Here is a 17,195-nt window from a genome sequence, read left to right as displayed (position 1 = left end):
AAAATCAAGGCAATGATTATAAACCGTTATTTAAGCCTCTAATATAAATGTCTTTAACTGTTAGTCGATCCCGCCAACTTATATGGCTTATCGAGCATCCTTCTGAAAGCCTTTGGCTACTTCAATTGCTCCTAGAAAATTGGGGTCATGAAGTTGTTAGATTTAACTATGTTGAAGCTTTAGCATTTGAAATTCACTGTCAGATCGTCAAGCCTCAGTTAGTAATCTTAAGTATCGCCCCAAGTGTAAAAAACTCTTTAGAAATTATTCAAGGCTTTCGTCAAGACTCAGTTCTATATGATGTTCCGTTGATCTGTTTGTGTATTTCCCACAATATTTCTAAGTTTCAAATTTTGGTAGCAGGTGCCAATGATGTACTCGATCAACCTTTTGAATTTGAAGAATTATACTGTAAGCTACAACGATTGTTAGAGCCAGAAATAAACTATCAACAGTCAAAATTGACTGGGGGAATGACGATATTAGTTTCTAAAACTGAATCAAGTTCTCTAATGCAACAACAACAATACTGGTTAAAAATTACTCAACAACACCCTCAGCCAAGTGTTTGGAAAATGCTTGCGGAGGCAGGCGATGAAGTGAAAGCATCGCGAAATGGATAAAGGAGCAAAGTTTCTCGCTGTTAGTTAATATCTTTCACGAGTAATGAGTAAAAAGTAATGAGTAATGAGTAGCACTTTTACTGATTACTTCCTACTTCCGTGGAGAGGATCTAGTTAATTAGATTTTTGGCATAACAATAAACCAAACCATTGTTGAGGGTCGGTATAGGATTGAATTAGCTTTAAATGGCGATCGCCTAAATATGACCCCATTTGCTCCAGATTAAATTTACGAGAAATCTCAGTTAAAATAGCCTCTCCTTCAGCTAAATCGATAGTTAAATTAAGTTTTTCTAAGGTCACAGATTGAGTTTGCTGACTGATCAAATACATTTCAATTTGATTGTCAATTTGGTTATAAATAGCCTGATGTTTAAATAATGACAAATCAAAGTTTCCTTGAAAACGATGATTAAGATGTTGCAACATATTAAGATTAAAAGCAGCAGTCACCCCTTGGGCATCGTTATAAGCTGCATTTAGTATTTCCAAAGGTTTTTGGAGATCAATACCTAGTAGAAAATAATCTCCAGGATTTAAAGCTGCGGTAACTTGCTCAATCAGGCGATCGCATTCTGAGTTATCAAAATTACCAATACTACTACCTAAAAAAATAATCATTCTTGTGCCAAGAAACGAATTCTGCAACTGTTGCAGTGCTTGACTATAAGTAGCAACTTTTCCATCTATTTTTAAATTTTCATAATCAGCTAGTAAATTGTAAGCACTTGCTTTTAAAATACTGTCACTAACATCAACAGGAGTATAATATAAAATCCTATTTAAACGTTGGTAGGCATCTAACAAAATGCGGGTTTTACTTGAACTTCCACTGCCCAATTCAATCAGTTCTTCTGCCTTAGTCTGATTTACAATTTCGACAGCATATTGTTCTAAAATACCAGCCTCAGTACGAGTAGGATAATATTCTGGCAACTGACAAATTTGCTCAAATAGCTGGGAACCTTTACTATCATAAAAATAACGTGCAGGAAGTGTTTTTGGTATTCGCTGTAAACCGTTAATTACTTCTTGCCTATCCTCTATTTCTATCGTTTTATTATCTAATAAATAATCAATTTGTAATCTTGCTTCAAGATTATTGGCGTTATTCTTAGGTGACTGGGAAAAAGTTGACATCAGTTTATTGTAATTAGATAATTTCAACGATTTTGCCGGAAATTCGGCAACTAAAATAAATTATTACTTACTATTTATTTACACGCTGCAAAGTTTAGGAAAAACTCGCAATACTGACTCGATCTCTAATAAGCTAAAATTTCCTTAACTATAGTTAACAAGTTGAGTAGCAAATGGGCATGGATGTTAAAGCAGCAGTAGCTTTTGGCTCAGGTAAACCTCTTAGTATCGAAACAGTGCAATTAGAAGCACCGAACAAAGGGGAAGTTTTAGTAGAAATCAAAGCTACAGGAGTTTGCCATACTGATGCTTACACTCTTTCAGGTGCGGACCCCGAGGGTTTATTTCCTACTATTCTAGGACACGAGGGAGCAGGAATTGTTACCGAGGTAGGAGAAGGAGTTACTAGTGTTAAACCAGGAGATAAAGTTATTCCTCTCTATACCCCTGAATGTAGGCAATGTAAGTACTGTTTAAGCCAAAAAACTAATCTCTGTCAGGCAATTCGAGCTACCCAAGGAAAAGGACTGATGCCCAATGGTACAAGTCGTTTCTCCCTCAATGGAGAGCAGCTTTATCACTATATGGGAACATCCACTTTCGCCAACTATACGGTATTACCAGAAATTGCTGTAGCCAAGATTCGTGATGATGCTCCTTTAGATAAAGTATGTTTGATTGGATGCGGGGTAACTACCGGCTTAGGTGCGGTAATTAATACAGCTAAGGTTGAGCCAGGAGCCAATGTAGTCGTATTTGGTTTGGGTGGTATCGGCTTGAACGTGATCCAAGGAGCAAAAATGGTTGGTGCTAGTAAAATTGTCGGTGTAGATATTAACCCCGATAAACGTCAACTAGCAGAGCATTATGGGATGACGGATTTCGTCAACCCAAAAGAGATTGATGGAGATTTAGTTGCCTATTTAGTGGAATTAACTGATGGTGGTGCTGACTATAGCTTTGAATGTATTGGAAATGTGCAGGTGATGCGACAAGCTCTAGAATGTTGTCACAAAGGTTGGGGTGTAAGTACAGTAATCGGGGTCGCTGGCGCAGGAGAAGAAATTAGTACTCGTCCATTTCAACTAGTTACAGGAAGAGTCTGGCAAGGGAGTGCTTTTGGTGGTGCCAGAGGTCGTACAGATGTACCTAAAATTGTTGATTGGTATATGGAAGGAAAAATTAATATTGATGATTTAGTTACCCATACAATGCCCTTAGAGCAAATTAATGATGCTTTTGATTTAATGCATAAAGGCGAGTCTATTAGGAGTGTAGTGACCTTTTAGAAGGTTCTGAAGCATACACAATAGAATATTAAAGCTAGTTGCTAGTTAATAAAAATTAGTAGTTGTTTTATTGGGCTAGTAATATCTAAATATTGATAAAGTACTTACTTGGTTCTTCGATTTAACAGCATCAAAATACTTTAGTCCGATAATACCAAAGCAAATAAAAACAAAGATGGCTGAAAAAATAGCGGCTCGCTCAAACATCGTATAAATAAGTTAAAAGTACAACTCAATTTTGAGCTAGAGTTTAAAGTTTGCCATTAGTTTTTTTACAGAAATATTTGCATCTGGAAGTTCTTATTTGTCAGTGTTTATATGGATTTAATGGTTATTTGTTCGTAGTTAAATCAAGCATATTAATACTATTGATTGAGAAAAATATAGATATCCCCATAGATATTCATAGCTCTTAACTTCGGATATAGGGAATGAAACCTGATTTATTAACGCAATTAAAAAAATCTACTCAAAGAAACTGGTTAGAAAACTATGACGAACAAGTAGATAAGAGCAATCTACTGATTCAAAATAATAGTAGTCAAGAGTTATATAAGCTAACTCAAACTAGATTAAAGCAGATACAATCATTAACGACTAAGCATCAAAGAAAGTTAAAAGTTGTAATTGTTGAATCACATCCAATTAAATTTTTAGCGACTTTTTTAGCAGCAGTAATAGCGGATATAGATTTATTTCTCTGCGATCGCCATTGGCAACAGCAGGAATGGCAACAAGTATTAAGTTTAGTCTCACCTGATTTAGTATTTGCTGATCGAGTAACCAAAGATTTAATTATCAAAACAAAAGCATCAGTTAATAGTTTAGCCAGCCAAAAATATGATTTACCCGAGCAATCTTGTATTATGATTCCCACTGGAGGAACTTCAGGTAAAATTCGATTTACCATGCATACTTGGTCAACTTTAACTGCCTCTGTAACTGGGTTTCAGAATTATTTTGGTTGTCACACAATTAATTCTTGCTGCATCTTACCTCTCTATCATGTCAGTGGTTTAATGCAGTTTATGCGTTCATTTTCAACTCAAGGCAATTTAATTATCTGCCCCTATAAAGTGATTAAAACTGAACCAATTACTTTACATAAACAAGAATATTTTATTTCTTTAGTTCCTACTCAACTGCAATTTCTACTGAAAACTATCCCTGAATGGCTAAAGCAATTTAAAACAGTTTTGCTGGGTGGCGCGCCAGCATCGCGATCGCTATTAGAACTCGCTAGAAGATCTCAAATTCCTCTCGCGCCGACTTATGGAATGACGGAAACTGCTTCTGGGGTAGTGACACTTAAACCCAACGAATTTTTAGCAGGTAATAACAGTAGTGGTCAAATTTTACCTCACGCCCGAGTTGAAATTCAGTCTGGAACCAACTCCTTTCCAGATAACAAGACAGGTTTAATTAGAATTAGTTCGACCTCTCTTTGCCTGGGATATTATCCCCGGCTATTAAATCAATCTCAATCTTTGGTGACTGATGATTTGGGTTATTTAGACGAAAATGGCTATTTATATCTGGTAGGTAGAGATAGCCAGAAAATTATTACAGGAGGCGAAAATGTTTTTCCCACAGAAGTCGAAGCTGCTATTTGGTCAACCCAACTAATTAGAGATGTTTGTGTAATTGGTTTACCCGATCGACAATGGGGACAGGTAGTTACAGCTATCTATGTTCCACTGAACTCAGAGCATGATTTAGATCTAATCAAGCAAAAAATACAGTTGCAATTAGCTAAATATAAGCAACCCAAAAAATGGATTAAGGTAAACAGTCTACCACGCAATGATCGAGGCAAAATAAATTACCAACTAGTTAAAGCGATCGCAGTAATCAGCCCCGTCAAGCGCGATAAGCCCTAAGGCATAGCTTCAGGGCAGGGCAAACACATCTCAAATTGAGCGAAAATAATAAATTAATTTGGGAGTAAAAGAAAAACCAAACAAGGGAGAATAAAGTTAACTAAAAATTAAAGGTGGTACGCAATATTCCTACATACTACGTATCATTATCACTATTATTCTCTGGATTAAATCCGAGTTGACGCAGCACGGTGCATTCCGCACTCTCTTTTTTGTGCCTTTGTTCTTAGTAAATCATCAAACTTTTTGCACCATCTATCGAAACAGGGAGGCATAGCTGTGGGAGTAGTTTCTTTCATCGCCGGCGATCAGCTTTGCTGGTGCGCGGAGCGCAATCGCTATATAGAGTAATGCTCAACTTACTTAGTAAAAGCATTTTATCTTATTTTGACTGTCAAAATTGTTCACCCCTCTTTTGTCACTCTCCGAAAACTTTTGTCATTTCTAAATTCTGTAACCCTTGTCTGTTCAACGATCGCTTAGTTATTTCTTAGTACAAATTTGTTCGGGCGACCAAATGACGAAAATGTAATTACAAACGGCTCAACGAATTGATATCGTTGCTTTTGAGAATTTTTTATTAATAGGAAATCTCGGAAAGTGACAAAAGAGGGATAGCTTTCAAATATTTCAGACGGGAGAGCGATCGCTGAGTTTTGGGAAAGATTTAGACTTCATTCCCTAATATGTCAGATTGTTTTATTCGCTTGTCATTTTCCTATGTTTAGCTTACGCTGCGACCTGTATAGATTAACCTCAAGTAAGATAAAAAGCGTAAGCGTAGCTTAAATGAGCGAACATAAATTTCTTAGCCAAATTACAGATATTAGTAAAGTAATAACACCTATAGACAGTACAATTCGATTTCCAGAAGTTCTTCAAGTGTTAACAGACAAATATGGTAATGCTATAGATATTTTTTGTACTCTAATAAAGGATTCTCAATCAAGCGCAGAAGTTCTTGAGCGTATTCGCTCTTCAAAGCGTCCAGCTCAAGAGAGAATGGCTCTTTTGAAGATGTATCGACGCTGTGTTTCTCCAGTGTTAGATACTGAGACAACGAAGAAAATAAAGAAGATTAAGACCGAGACGCTAATTGAGACCTATGGAAATACTTTTAAACCGATCGCGAAACTAAAAAATCAATTCTCTGACTTACCAATGGAATATAAGTATGCTTTAGCTGCTTTAGTAGGAGAATACGACACAAGGGGACAACTAGGATATCAACTTACTGAATCTTTCTTCGACTGGTTTGAGGAGCATTTTCGTGATCGCTATAGCATCGAAGGACCACGAGGGGCAGGGCGCGATATCGAACTTTCTGAGCTTTATCCAGATTTTAAACAATCATATCCTTGCGACTTTGTTATTAAGCGCATTACGGATGAAGAAATTTTAGCAGTCGGATTTGCTCGATATGATTCTACTCGTGGAGGTGCTCAGTCAGATGATCGAACTGGAGGTAATGCAAACAAGGTTGAAAAAGCTAAACAATTTGACGGCTTTACTTCGACACAACTGAAACTTGTCTTTCTTTCAGATGGTCCAGGTCTCATGCATTCCGATACCTGGAAAGAAGCTTGTGATTTAGACGGACAATGGAATGGACGTGTCCGTGTAGTTACTCTCAAGCTTGCAGAGAAGCGTATAACATCCCAATGGCTAGAGTCCTATAAGTAGCTAGGCGGAATTAAATATAAAACGTTCCAAGTGATAATTACCTCTTTCACTTCGTTTTTTCATTCCTTGTATAATTGTCATGGCGAGAACGTAATTTTTTCAATTTCATTTTGATATTCTTCCCAAAGTTTACTATCAACTATAAAAAGACATTCTTCATTATTGTGATTAGAATACTCAAGAGGTAACTGCGTAGCCTTAGATTTTTTCTTTTTATTTACATAGTCTCCCATAGGTTTAAGACCATACCTCATACGATGTAAGGTGGCTTTTGCAGCACTAAATGAAGCATCAATTCCAATATACTTTCGTCCAAGTTCCCTAGCTGCGTGTATTGTTGTACCTGAACCACAGAAAGGATCGATAACTAAATCTCCTGGATCGGAACTAGCACTAACTATCATTTTGAGCATTTCAAAATTTTTTTCTGTTGGATAACCTGTAATTTTAATACTCTGATGATGTGCATCACGGTATTGCTCCCAATAGTCAGTTAGGGGTCTTTTTTTGTCAGAATTCCAGTACACTTTACGTCGAGGATTTCCATTACGAGACCAATGAATATCTCCTTCTCGATCTAATTCATCTAGTTTAGATGGTGTATATTGCCAATGTTTTCCTGGGGGGGGCAGCTTTCCACGCCATGCTTTACCAGTTTCACCATTGCGAGTTCCTGGTGCATGTACTGGCACAAGCTTAAACCTTCTTCCAAATTCATCTTTTTTTGGATATTCTTTTTCAATCCATTCTTTTTCTGGCACTACTCCTGGCTGATTCCACACATAGGAACTCGTTTTTGTATAGAAAAGAATATAGTCATTGAGATTTGCATACTGATTACGAGTAAAGTTTTTACTACTACACTTTCTTCTTGTGATTAGATTACGGAAATTATTACCTCCAAATATTTCATCCATCACGACTTTTAAATGAGCTAGCATTTGATGACCAATGTGGACATATATTGAGCCATTGTCTTTCAAACATTCGCGCATAAGAATTAAACGTCGTCGCATGAATTCAAGATATTCAGCTTGCCCCATATTATCTTTGTATGCGTGCTTTAACTTTCTACATTGGAAATCATGACCAGTTCCATATGGAGGATCGAGATAGAAAAGCGTAGTTTTTTTATTAAGTCTTATTAGCTCATTAAGAACAAAAATATTATCATCTAAAACAAACGAATTTGTGGGAATAGTCTCAAGCTTTGTATTTAAGGACGATTCAATTCTTAAAAATTTACGTGGAACATCACAAAAAATCTCATCTAAAGAAGATTTTCCTGAATAGGTTAGTGTAGCTATTTCGTTTTTTTTCGGAAGTGGAATTGGCTCCTCATAAAAATCTGATGCTGAGATCGCATCTTCTGAAAGCTGCTCATGTTTTGTAATGCCTGTAGCCATTTTCTTGTTTTTGGTAACCAGATTGCTATATTATAGTTTAATAATTGTCGTTTTATAGCCAGATTAGAACTAAAGCTATTATTATATATATAAAAATACGCTTTGGTAAACGTAACATAAACGGTAACCAAAAGCTACCCACGCATTTAATAATGCGGAACTTTTGCCGAAGCACATCCCGATGCCTATAACGAAACCAAAGAACTTAAAGGCTTTTACGCTCCTCGAAACAGAGAAATAAGGAAAAAAAATCAGGTTGGCGATCGCCAATAATCCTATATACAGATCTAAATATTCTAAAGCAATTAGCTTTTGATGCCGAACCAGGTGTAAAATAAGCAGTAGCTTTGCGCCACGATTTGCCAATGGAATTAATCAAAGAAATGGCAAAAGACCGCCAAATAGCTCGCAAAGGCTTTCTCATTCGCTCGATAGTGATGTACTAGATACGCTAGCTCAAGATTCGATTCTCATCCGAAGATACAGCAGTTAGCAGCACTTCATCCAATAGTTCTGAGAAAATCCTTGTCAGATTGGCTAAAAACCCTGCGATCGCTAGTTTGGTGTTGCAAAACCCTAACTTAACAGCAGAAATATTCGAGCAATTGGCATCTATTGATAATCCAAAACTATATCTTGCTGTGGCAGAATCCATCTTTCAGATGGTCTAGATGGCGTTGCTACGAGATAATCAGTAATTCCTTTAAAATAAAAGACACTGTCCATTACTGACTTTACAGCCTCTTTTATGCATATATGGCAAGCTGATTTTTATCATCTTCCCTCTCAATCAGAAGACCAACAGAGACAATGGGAATTGATTATTTGTGAGTCTCCTACCTTGGCATCAGACAATCACCCAGAAAAACTAGTTTATACAGCACAATGTTCTTCAGCAAATGCCAATCCCCAATGGTTAGAACAACAAATATTGTCAGTAGCAAAAGGACAATTACCCGACAAAATTCAAATTTTTCGTCCTCAATCACTGGGCTTATTAACTGTTGTCGCCGAAAAGTTAGGTATTGAAGTTGAAGCTACCAGAAATACCGAAGTTTTAAAACAAGTATTAACTGAGAAATATAACCAACAGTTTCCTAACCATAATCCCCTCGCCTTAGATCAGCCACCACCACAGGCTTTACCTGAGAATATTTGGGGAGATCAATGGCAAATTGCCAATATAGCTGCGGGACAAATTGTTGATTTGTTTCGCGATCGCCCGATTCCTATTTGTCATTTACCTGAATCATTTTTGCCCCTTAATTTAGGTATCGCTCATAATATTATGATTCCGGGCATAGTAGTTTATGGTGGTCGTAAAACAATGCAGATTGCTCGTTGGATTGAGCAAGAGAACCCGGCATATATTAACTATATTCCTACTGAAGTCGGAAAATCTGGAGGCTTTATTTTAGAAACTGGCTTAGTAGATCGTTGGGTATTTAATACCTTTGAATCAGAACAAGCTACTAGAGTAGCTCAAGATTATGAACAGAAAAAACAAGTAGCCAAGGGATTACATTTTTTGTTAATTCAACCAGATGATTCTGGAATGACCTACACAGCTTTTTGGTTATTAAAAGCTTAAAAGTGTTTCGCCCTTTCTAACTAATTTTATCTAGCTAAGTAGCTCCACCTAATAAAACGTCTAATAGAACAGTAAAGCGGCAAAGCCGCAGCTATAAGCTATAAGCTATAAGCTATAAGCTATAAGCTATAAGCTATAAGCTATAAGCCAATTAGAAGGGGCTTTAACCCCTCCTAATTGAAGACCACCAAACTTTGTTTGCTGGGGGCATTAAACCCAATAGCTATAAGCCCTTCGGGTTCGACAGTTTCTTTAAGCGGGACAAAGGCCAGGCGTATGGCCGCATCGTACCCCCTAAAGGGTTCAGCAGTGGCTTCAAGCGGGGGAACCCCGCCAACGCCCTGCTTCACCGCCAACGAACTGTCTCACTGTTAGCCGTTTACAAAGCGTAAACTTTAGAGCTTAGAGCTATTGGCTTAGAGCTTAGAGCTTTTTGGTAAAAAAATTGAAGATGATTCTCCCTAATCCCTAACCCCTATCACCTAACCCCGATCTTAACCATTCCATGTTTAATAAAGTGGATCTACTTATTTCACATCAAGCGTCTATTAGGAGAGGGATTGCTGATCGGTCTTATTGTTGGGATTGGAGTTAATAACAAATTCGGGAACTAAATCAGGCATGATATTTGCTTCAATTAAGGCACCTGAGCTATGAAGTGGAGCTTCGGCAGGAGCCAACTCGTTGACTGCTTCCTCTTGGGGATCTCCTGCGGGCAACCAGCCTAAAAAGGGTAAGGGAAGCAGAGTAGAAAGATTGGTAATAGTTACCAATAACCACAGCTTATCAAAATTATTTTCAGTAACCCCCAGCCAAGAAGTGAGTAATGCTCCCAATTCATGAGATAGCAAGCCTGATAAATTCCAAATAGACATCAATAAAGCAAACAACGTCGCTTCAACTCCCTTGGGGCAAAGTCGAGCCGATAATACCAACACAGGCATCCAAGTAATTTGTCCTACAACGGTGAGGATCAGACTATCTCCTAAACTAAACCAATGATCGTCAATACCTAAAGCTCTATTGGTATGAGTAACCAATAGTAGAGTTGTCATTCCTAGAGCCGCCGCAATTACCGTACTCCAGCCTAAAATTTGCCGAAACGGAACAGTTTTTAAATAACGTTGAAACAGGTAAATACCAATTAAAGACGCCAAGCTAGTAACCAGTCTGACTCTACCGAGAAATTCGGGTTCAAACCCTAGTTCATTGGTGCTAAAGAAGAAAAATGCTGAATCGGCTGTGGGAGTAGCTTGCCAGGTAAACAAAAAAGCGATCGGTAGCCACACTTGTTTCTGCTTGACTGCCGCCCACAATTGTTTGATTTGTCCTTTAACAGAAGAGCTTTGAGACTTAGAGTCATTAGAGTCACAGATTACCCCGCCGTGAGACGACGGGGCCTGCTGTGACCGTTGGTCAGTAGTAGTAATTTTTTCTTCGGTAATTAGCCAAGCTACTGCTGAAACAATTAATGGAAAAGTAGCAGTGATTTCAAATACTTGATTGCTGCTTAAATGCTCTAATAATAAACCACTAAAATAAGCAGTTATCAATCCGCCTAAAGCAGAAAATCCCCAAGACAAAGACTGTAATGAACCTGCTTGAGCCAGGGACTCCTCTCTAGCTCTCTCCACAATTAAAGAATCGACAATTACGTCACTAATGGCAACAGAAAGAGAAGTTATCAGAATTACTAGCGTGGCTGTCCAGGCACTATTAACCAAAGTAGCCAGTGCCAGCCAAGATACACTACCCAGTAATCCCGACAAGATTAGATATGGTCGTCGTCGATAGCCCAAAATAGGCAATCCATCGGACATAAAGCCAAATAATGGTTTAATGATCCAAGGTAGGGAAGAAATACCAGTCAAAGCCGCTACTTCGGCTGGAGTTAAACCGAGACTATCTTTGAGGAAAAAGCTGACTGCCAAGCGAGCTAAACCCAAGATTCCCTGAACGAAATATACAGTAAGGATGGCAAATAATTCGGGGGTTGGTTGATTACCAAAGAGAATTTTGTCTTGTATGAATTTTTTTAAGCCTTTAAACTCAAAAGAATGAGCAATCATGTATTTTGTTTAAGTTTTATAACTATATTAAATAATAAGCAATCTTTATTACAAAAATCTTCTGCTTTGAGACTGAACTTTGATATGAATCTGAAAATTAATCGAAAATATCTAATTGGCGCATCACTTTCCATAATGGCGATCGCCCTAATCTGCATCAACTTTACTTATACTCCTGTTGTCCTAGCCCAAGATAACCTAAAACCCTATTACCGTGAAAAAGCGATTCATAACCCCGACGGTATTGGTAAGTACTATATGAATCGAGAAATTGCCCAGGTAATGGGACATCAGGCAATGATGTGGCTCGAAAGACCAAGTAGAGAAACCGAAGAACAACCAGCTACAACAGTAGAGAAGTTAGACTTAAAACCCGATGATGTGGTGGCAGATATTGGCGCGGGGACTGGCTATTTTAGTTTTCGGATGGCTACCAAAGTACCTGAGGGCAAAGTTTATGCTGTCGATATTCAACCAGAAATGTTAGATGCGATCGCTTTCCTAAAAGAAGACAATAACATCCCTAATGTTGAAACTGTTTTAGGCGAGAAAGATAATCCCAACTTACCCGCAGATAGTATCGATTTAGCTTTTATGGCAGATGCCTATCATGAATTTGCTTATCCCAGAGAAATGATGGAGGGGATCTTCCAAGCTCTCAAACCTGGAGGAAGAGTAGTTTTGTTGGAATATCGTAAGGAAAACCCCATGATTATGATCAAACCTCTTCATAAAATGACGCAAAAGCAAGTCAAAAAAGAGCTAAAAGCAGTGGGGTTAAAGTGGCAAGAAACTAAAGAATTTTTACCAGAACAACATTTTTTAGTGTTTAGAAAATAGGGCGTGTCATCTTCTGCCATCTTCAGAGGGAATACTAGATTTAAGACCTCTAATTTCTCATATTTTTATGACTCTGCAAACGCTATTTCTCTTTTTGCTTAAACACCGAGCAATAGTCGTGGGACTGATAGTGATAGCTCCTTGGCTTAGTTGGCTTATTTGTGTGGCTGTTCCTGGACGAAGGGAAGAACCTTTTGTGCTCAATTTCAATTTGGGATTAGCTTTAGTAAGCTTGCTGGGAGAAATCGGATATCTATTGTATGCGACTAATACGGGTGGTTGGTCGCAAGTGGTTCAGGAAGGTGACATTTTATTATTGTTAGCTCCTCTATATTATGTGGGAGTATCTTTATGGCTTGCTCGACAAAGGTTGCCTTTAAGTCAACTACCTGTTTATCGAGTTGCTCAGGGATTAGGAATGATAGCAGTTGCTTACCTCCTCTTATCAGGAATTTTGAGCAAAATACGCTTAATTTTCTTTTCTTTCCTGCCATTTGGGTATTTTATTATCTTGATCGCCAGTGTATTTGGTTTGGCTTATCTCGGCTACTTGCGGATTATTGGTCGTGAAACTTCATCCGATAAATCTGGACTTAAGACAACTCAGTCAACCACCAAAAATAAGCAACTTCATAATAATGAGGTTGAAGACGAATTGGAGAGACTTCGGCGAAAAACGCGAAGAAGAAAAAAACCCTAAATCAAAGATCAAAGAGGAATTGCCGTAACGCGATCGCGTCCCTGATCCTTTGACTGATAAAGTGCTTGATCCGCTTTAGCAATTAAGGTTTCAGCTAACTTTTTCTGAGCGGGTATGCAGTTACTTACTCCCAAGCTCAAGGTAACAAACTCGCAGACAACAGAGGACTGATGAGGAATTTTGAGCTGTTTAACTTCTTGTCGAATGTTTTCTGCCACATGAATCGCTCCTTCTAGATTAGTACGAGGCAAAACAATCGCAAACTCTTCGCCACCATATCGAGCGACAAGATCTGAAGGTCGATTGACGGCAGAATCTATGGCTTTTGCTACTTGTTTCAGACAATGGTCTCCTGCTTGATGACCGTAGGTATCATTATAAAATTTAAAATAATCAATATCACAGAGAATCAGCGATAGTGATTGCTGATCTCGGCTTAACTGGTTCCAAGTAAATTTGAGGTATTCATCTAGGTGTCGGCGATTAGCAACTTGTGTGAGGTCATCAATCCTGACAAAATGCTCTAATTCCTGATTAGCCTGTTCGAGTTCTTTGGTTCGATCTGCTACTCGCTGTTCTAACTCAGCATTAGTTTGAGCAAGATTGTTAAAAGAAAGCTCTAAATGCTGAGCCATATGATTAAATGCCTGGGCTAATACTCCTAATTCTCTAATACTTTGGTTTTCTCCTTCTTGCACCAGTTTACTGTCGACAAGTCCTGCTATTGCTGCTTGTTTGGCTAAAGATTCAGAGGCTTGGCTCAGGCTAAGTATTGGTTGTGCGATCCACTGTGCTGTCGCAATTCCAAATGTAGCAGCTACTGCTAGAGCAATTAAGCACAACAGCATCGTCGTGTAGTTATTAGCCTGAAGATGTTCTGCATAATCGGCTTCAGGAATCACTACAACCATCAGCCAATCAATACCTGGCTCAATGTTAAAAGGAACTACTTGAATAAAATTACGCTGACCTTCGCTCTTAAAAGCAAACTGCTTGTTAGTATCAATCTGCTCGAAACTACCAAATTTTGCCAGTAAATTTTGGGCGGTCTCTCTAATTAAAGCTTCACTACTTTGGATCGCAGCCAGTCTCTCTTCTCCTGACTCAGTCTGGCGATATGGTAGTTCTTCCGCGGAACTAGCAACAATTTCCCCAGAGCGTTCCATAATAAAGACATGACCAGAGTCACTAACTTTTATTTGTCGCAGAAAATCACTAATGTTAGCCAGAGTTAAATCTGCTCCTAGCACTCCCAACAGGGATTTTGATTGATCGTAAATCGGAATAACTCGGGTAATACCAAGAGATTCAGGCAAGGCAAATACGTAAATAGAAGACCAAGTAGGTTTACCTGCTTTAATTGCAGTTTTGTACCAAGGTCGCTGCCGTGTTCGAAACACTTTATTACTAATTAATTTAATTGGTTCTCCTTGATCATCAAGCTTATAAATTGCTCGTTTAGGCGCATTAAGTCGATTTCTAATTCTTAAGGTAGTCCGATTTTCGCTCTCTTTCCAAACACCGACAAAGTCCCCTTGTTCATTGCCGAAGTATATATAAGGCATAGCATCGGAAATTTTTGTCTGTTCCCAAAAGTACCTAGCCATTTTCTTGTGGTCTGAAAGTTCAATATTCTTAGCCTTAATCGCTGCTTCGTTAATTTTGAGAAAAAGTGATGGTGTATTGGTGTACTTGCGAACATGTTTTTCGATATGAGCTGTGACTTCCTGACTCAAGCGGATGGCTAGAGATTCGACAGTTTTTTGACCATTACGCCAGGAAAAATAACCTGTTAATCCTACGGCAGCAGCAATCTGAAGCAGAAAGGGAACAATCAGAACAAAGCGTAGTGACAATTGGTGGGATTTGGAGGGGCGTTTGGGCATTGCCAATCGCCGAAAATTTTTGACTCTCAAAATAGATTTGAGGTTGCGCTTATTGGAACTGTCCTCTTTCATTAAAGTTAGGGCTGCAAAATAGCATTTTCCATGGGGCAATAATAAAAGTATGCCCAATCAATTTTTAAAAATTGACATTAGCTTTTTACAGTCGTTTAAGCATATGTTTTCCAGAAATCCTTTAGCTGAGACACAAAATAAATAAATTAAAAGCAATTAAAACAAGATTAAATTAATTAAATTAGCTGCCAAGTACATCAAAATTTGTGATGTTTTTACTTCAAATAAACCCGGTAATTTAGCTTCTATTCAGTCTTAAAATCAAGACCGAAATCGGGACATCTGGTTTTGGCAAATATATTTGTTCGATAGAAGATAAATCCAAGGTTATATTGTCCAACACATTATGTTTCTTCTAAAATAAGATTTTCCCAATACTATTCTCCATATTTAGCAAGAAAAATACGGTGCATTTGGGCGATCGCCAAATATAGTTATATAGTTATACGGACTATTTAGAGATACACACCCTATTAACTATGAGCCATTAACAATTAATAACAAAGATATTAACCGTACCTTATTTAAGCAGCGCTATATTAGTCAATTTCAGTTAGAAGTAATTGTATCTGGTTATTTGTTAATAGTGATTACCTTTATTATACCTACAGATGCTATCGCTTTTAAGCCTAAAAAAAATAATGTGCAACACAAAAAAGTGTCATCTTTCAAGAAAATGCTTGATGCTTTTTATAAGAATATATAAGCAATAAATATTCTTATAAATTTGTATGATAATGCGTATTCTGACTGCAATTATTGTTTTGCTAATTTGGCTAAAACCTTCAGCAGCGTTGGCAGTGCAGCCAAGTTATTTAAGTTTAGAAAAAGTACAGGTAGAAAAAATACAACAAATAAATTGTATCTGGAAAACAACTGAAGAATTATTATCTAAAAATTTAATTTCAGATGCGGAAGGTTCAAAAATCAAGGCGAGTTATGCTACTAAATTAAGTACTATTATTCCCGAGCTAGATATTTCTAATTTAGACTTGTCAGAATTAATAGAACATCAGAATAATACTAATAATTTTGAGCAACGTTTGGAGGGGTTATTTTCCTTTACTAATATTGTGGCAACTGTTTCCAGCTTTATCTTAGCGATCGCCATTGGTTGGTTAATGAGACTATATTTTCTGCCTTTACTACAACTTATTCCTCCGATCGTATATGAATCGGCATTATATGCTTTTATTGTTGGTGTGACCGCCCCAGGATACTGGCTATACCCAGAAGAGATTTATCAGTATGTCTTGCTATCGGGATGTTTGAGTTTGGTGGGGATGTTAAGTTTTTCTTACTGGCAACATAAAACTAGTTGGCGGAAATTTTGTCAAAAAATTAGTTTAGACCCTTTTTCCCTTTGTGCATTAATTTTGTTTTTCATTTGGTCAGCAGTAGCTATTGCCGATCAAAATATAGCGATCGCTTTTTTAGCGGTAATTGCTCTTGAGGCATTTTGGGGATTTACTGTTGCTGTGATGCCTTTAACTTATATGATTGGGTTTCGTCATCGTGCAGTAATTCCTAGAACGATGATATTTTCGTTATTTTTATTAATTATTTACGTTATAGCCGAAATTACCAATATTAAACTTTCATTATTAGATGTTTTTACTCCAGGAATTAAGTATATGACCAGTTTTGTGTATTTTCTGGGATTACTAATTGTGTCCAGCAAATGGTATTTTCGAAAAAATCATAATCTGTATTGGTCAATGCAAGGATTAACTATTATTTCTGGAGTAACCGCTCTATATGTTAGTTCTATATGGCAAATTTCCATCTTAAAAGGAGTTAGTGGTACTCTTTTCATATTCTACTTGGTCGAAAAATATTTGGAGTTACCGTGGACTCGCAAAACTTGGGCGTGGTCCATGTTAGGGTTATCGCTGATCCTATACGTTTGTGTAGGGCTAATTCGTACTTATCCAGCATTTTTCTTGATTGGTTAACTAATAATAACTGCCCTACCTACTAACTATAAGACTTCAAAGATAGCAAATCTCAGGATTG

General features: G+C 37.6%; 16 protein-coding genes. 9 read left to right on the top strand and 7 right to left on the bottom strand.

The genetic code is table 11. The features are described from left to right. Window positions 1–47 precede the first annotated feature (47 nt). The gene (locus PLEUR7319_RS0132375) at window positions 48–623 is read left to right on the top strand and encodes a hypothetical protein (RefSeq protein WP_019509404.1); all 576 of its coding nucleotides are present in this window, start codon (window positions 48–50) and stop codon (window positions 621–623) included. A 114-nt stretch (window positions 624–737) separates the two neighbouring features. On the opposite strand, the gene egtD is transcribed toward PLEUR7319_RS0132375, so the two are convergent. Then, the gene (gene egtD / locus PLEUR7319_RS0132370) at window positions 738–1,763 is read right to left on the bottom strand and encodes an L-histidine N(alpha)-methyltransferase (protein ID WP_019509403.1); all 1,026 of its coding nucleotides are present in this window, start codon (window positions 1,761–1,763) and stop codon (window positions 738–740) included. Window positions 1,764–1,942: 179 nt separating this feature from the next. Here egtD and PLEUR7319_RS0132365 point away from each other — a divergent pair, with 179 nt between their 5' ends. Both PLEUR7319_RS0132365 and PLEUR7319_RS0132360 read left to right on the top strand, forming a co-directional pair. After that, entirely contained in the window at window positions 1,943–3,052 is a 1,110-nt protein-coding gene (locus PLEUR7319_RS0132365; protein WP_019509402.1) for an S-(hydroxymethyl)glutathione dehydrogenase/class III alcohol dehydrogenase, read from the top strand. Between the two features lie 431 nt (window positions 3,053–3,483). Continuing rightward, complete coding sequence (locus tag PLEUR7319_RS0132360; RefSeq protein ID WP_019509401.1) at window positions 3,484–4,932, top strand: 2-succinylbenzoate--CoA ligase; 1,449 nt, start codon at window positions 3,484–3,486, stop codon at window positions 4,930–4,932. Window positions 4,933–5,099: 167 nt separating this feature from the next. On the opposite strand, the gene PLEUR7319_RS43265 is transcribed toward PLEUR7319_RS0132360, so the two are convergent. Next, a complete protein-coding gene (locus tag PLEUR7319_RS43265; RefSeq protein WP_256380654.1) occupies window positions 5,100–5,231 on the bottom strand; it encodes a hypothetical protein in 132 nt (43 codons plus the stop codon). Window positions 5,232–5,721: 490 nt separating this feature from the next. On the opposite strand from PLEUR7319_RS43265, the gene PLEUR7319_RS0132355 reads away from it, so the two are divergent. After that, window positions 5,722–6,615: a hypothetical protein gene (locus PLEUR7319_RS0132355; RefSeq protein ID WP_019509400.1), complete on the top strand. Its 894-nt coding sequence runs from the start codon at window positions 5,722–5,724 to the stop codon at window positions 6,613–6,615. Between the two features lie 77 nt (window positions 6,616–6,692). Here PLEUR7319_RS0132355 and PLEUR7319_RS0132350 read toward each other — a convergent pair whose 3' ends face one another. Beyond that, window positions 6,693–8,021 (bottom strand): site-specific DNA-methyltransferase, encoded by a 1,329-nt coding sequence (locus tag PLEUR7319_RS0132350; protein WP_019509399.1) that lies wholly within the window; start codon window positions 8,019–8,021, stop codon window positions 6,693–6,695. 205 nt (window positions 8,022–8,226) lie between these two features. Continuing rightward, window positions 8,227–8,445 (bottom strand): hypothetical protein, encoded by a 219-nt coding sequence (locus PLEUR7319_RS0132345; RefSeq protein ID WP_019509398.1) that lies wholly within the window; start codon window positions 8,443–8,445, stop codon window positions 8,227–8,229. Between the two features lie 109 nt (window positions 8,446–8,554). On the opposite strand from PLEUR7319_RS0132345, the gene PLEUR7319_RS41540 reads away from it, so the two are divergent. Both PLEUR7319_RS41540 and PLEUR7319_RS0132335 read left to right on the top strand, forming a co-directional pair. Further along, window positions 8,555–8,692 (top strand): hypothetical protein, encoded by a 138-nt coding sequence (locus tag PLEUR7319_RS41540; protein ID WP_158441903.1) that lies wholly within the window; start codon window positions 8,555–8,557, stop codon window positions 8,690–8,692. A 77-nt stretch (window positions 8,693–8,769) separates the two neighbouring features. Then, window positions 8,770–9,612, top strand: a complete 843-nt coding sequence (locus PLEUR7319_RS0132335; RefSeq protein WP_019509396.1) for a Tab2/Atab2 family RNA-binding protein — start codon at window positions 8,770–8,772, stop codon at window positions 9,610–9,612. Window positions 9,613–9,785: 173 nt separating this feature from the next. On the opposite strand, the gene PLEUR7319_RS43760 is transcribed toward PLEUR7319_RS0132335, so the two are convergent. Both PLEUR7319_RS43760 and PLEUR7319_RS0132325 read right to left on the bottom strand, forming a co-directional pair. Then, a complete protein-coding gene (locus PLEUR7319_RS43760) occupies window positions 9,786–9,968 on the bottom strand; it encodes a hypothetical protein (protein ID WP_019507211.1) in 183 nt (60 codons plus the stop codon). Between the two features lie 192 nt (window positions 9,969–10,160). Continuing rightward, window positions 10,161–11,681: a folate/biopterin family MFS transporter gene (locus tag PLEUR7319_RS0132325; RefSeq protein WP_019509395.1), complete on the bottom strand. Its 1,521-nt coding sequence runs from the start codon at window positions 11,679–11,681 to the stop codon at window positions 10,161–10,163. A gap of 84 nt (window positions 11,682–11,765) precedes the next feature. On the opposite strand from PLEUR7319_RS0132325, the gene PLEUR7319_RS0132320 reads away from it, so the two are divergent. Both PLEUR7319_RS0132320 and PLEUR7319_RS37430 read left to right on the top strand, forming a co-directional pair. Further along, entirely contained in the window at window positions 11,766–12,521 is a 756-nt protein-coding gene (locus PLEUR7319_RS0132320; protein WP_036801257.1) for a class I SAM-dependent methyltransferase, read from the top strand. Between the two features lie 67 nt (window positions 12,522–12,588). Continuing rightward, on the top strand, window positions 12,589–13,221 hold the full coding sequence (locus tag PLEUR7319_RS37430) for a hypothetical protein (RefSeq protein ID WP_051044485.1): 633 nt from the start codon (window positions 12,589–12,591) through the stop codon (window positions 13,219–13,221). Between the two features lie 8 nt (window positions 13,222–13,229). Here PLEUR7319_RS37430 and PLEUR7319_RS37425 read toward each other — a convergent pair whose 3' ends face one another. Further along, window positions 13,230–15,179, bottom strand: a complete 1,950-nt coding sequence (locus PLEUR7319_RS37425; protein ID WP_051044483.1) for a diguanylate cyclase domain-containing protein — start codon at window positions 15,177–15,179, stop codon at window positions 13,230–13,232. Between the two features lie 737 nt (window positions 15,180–15,916). Here PLEUR7319_RS37425 and PLEUR7319_RS0132305 point away from each other — a divergent pair. Further along, window positions 15,917–17,134, top strand: a complete 1,218-nt coding sequence (locus tag PLEUR7319_RS0132305; RefSeq protein ID WP_019509391.1) for a hypothetical protein — start codon at window positions 15,917–15,919, stop codon at window positions 17,132–17,134. The last annotated feature ends 61 nt before the right edge of the window (window positions 17,135–17,195 follow it).

The organism is Pleurocapsa sp. PCC 7319 (assembly GCF_000332195.1).
GTDB lineage: Bacteria > Cyanobacteriota > Cyanobacteriia > Cyanobacteriales > Xenococcaceae > Waterburya.
Note: the sequence above shows the minus strand (reverse complement) of the source record. Positions and strands in the feature narration are given on the sequence as shown.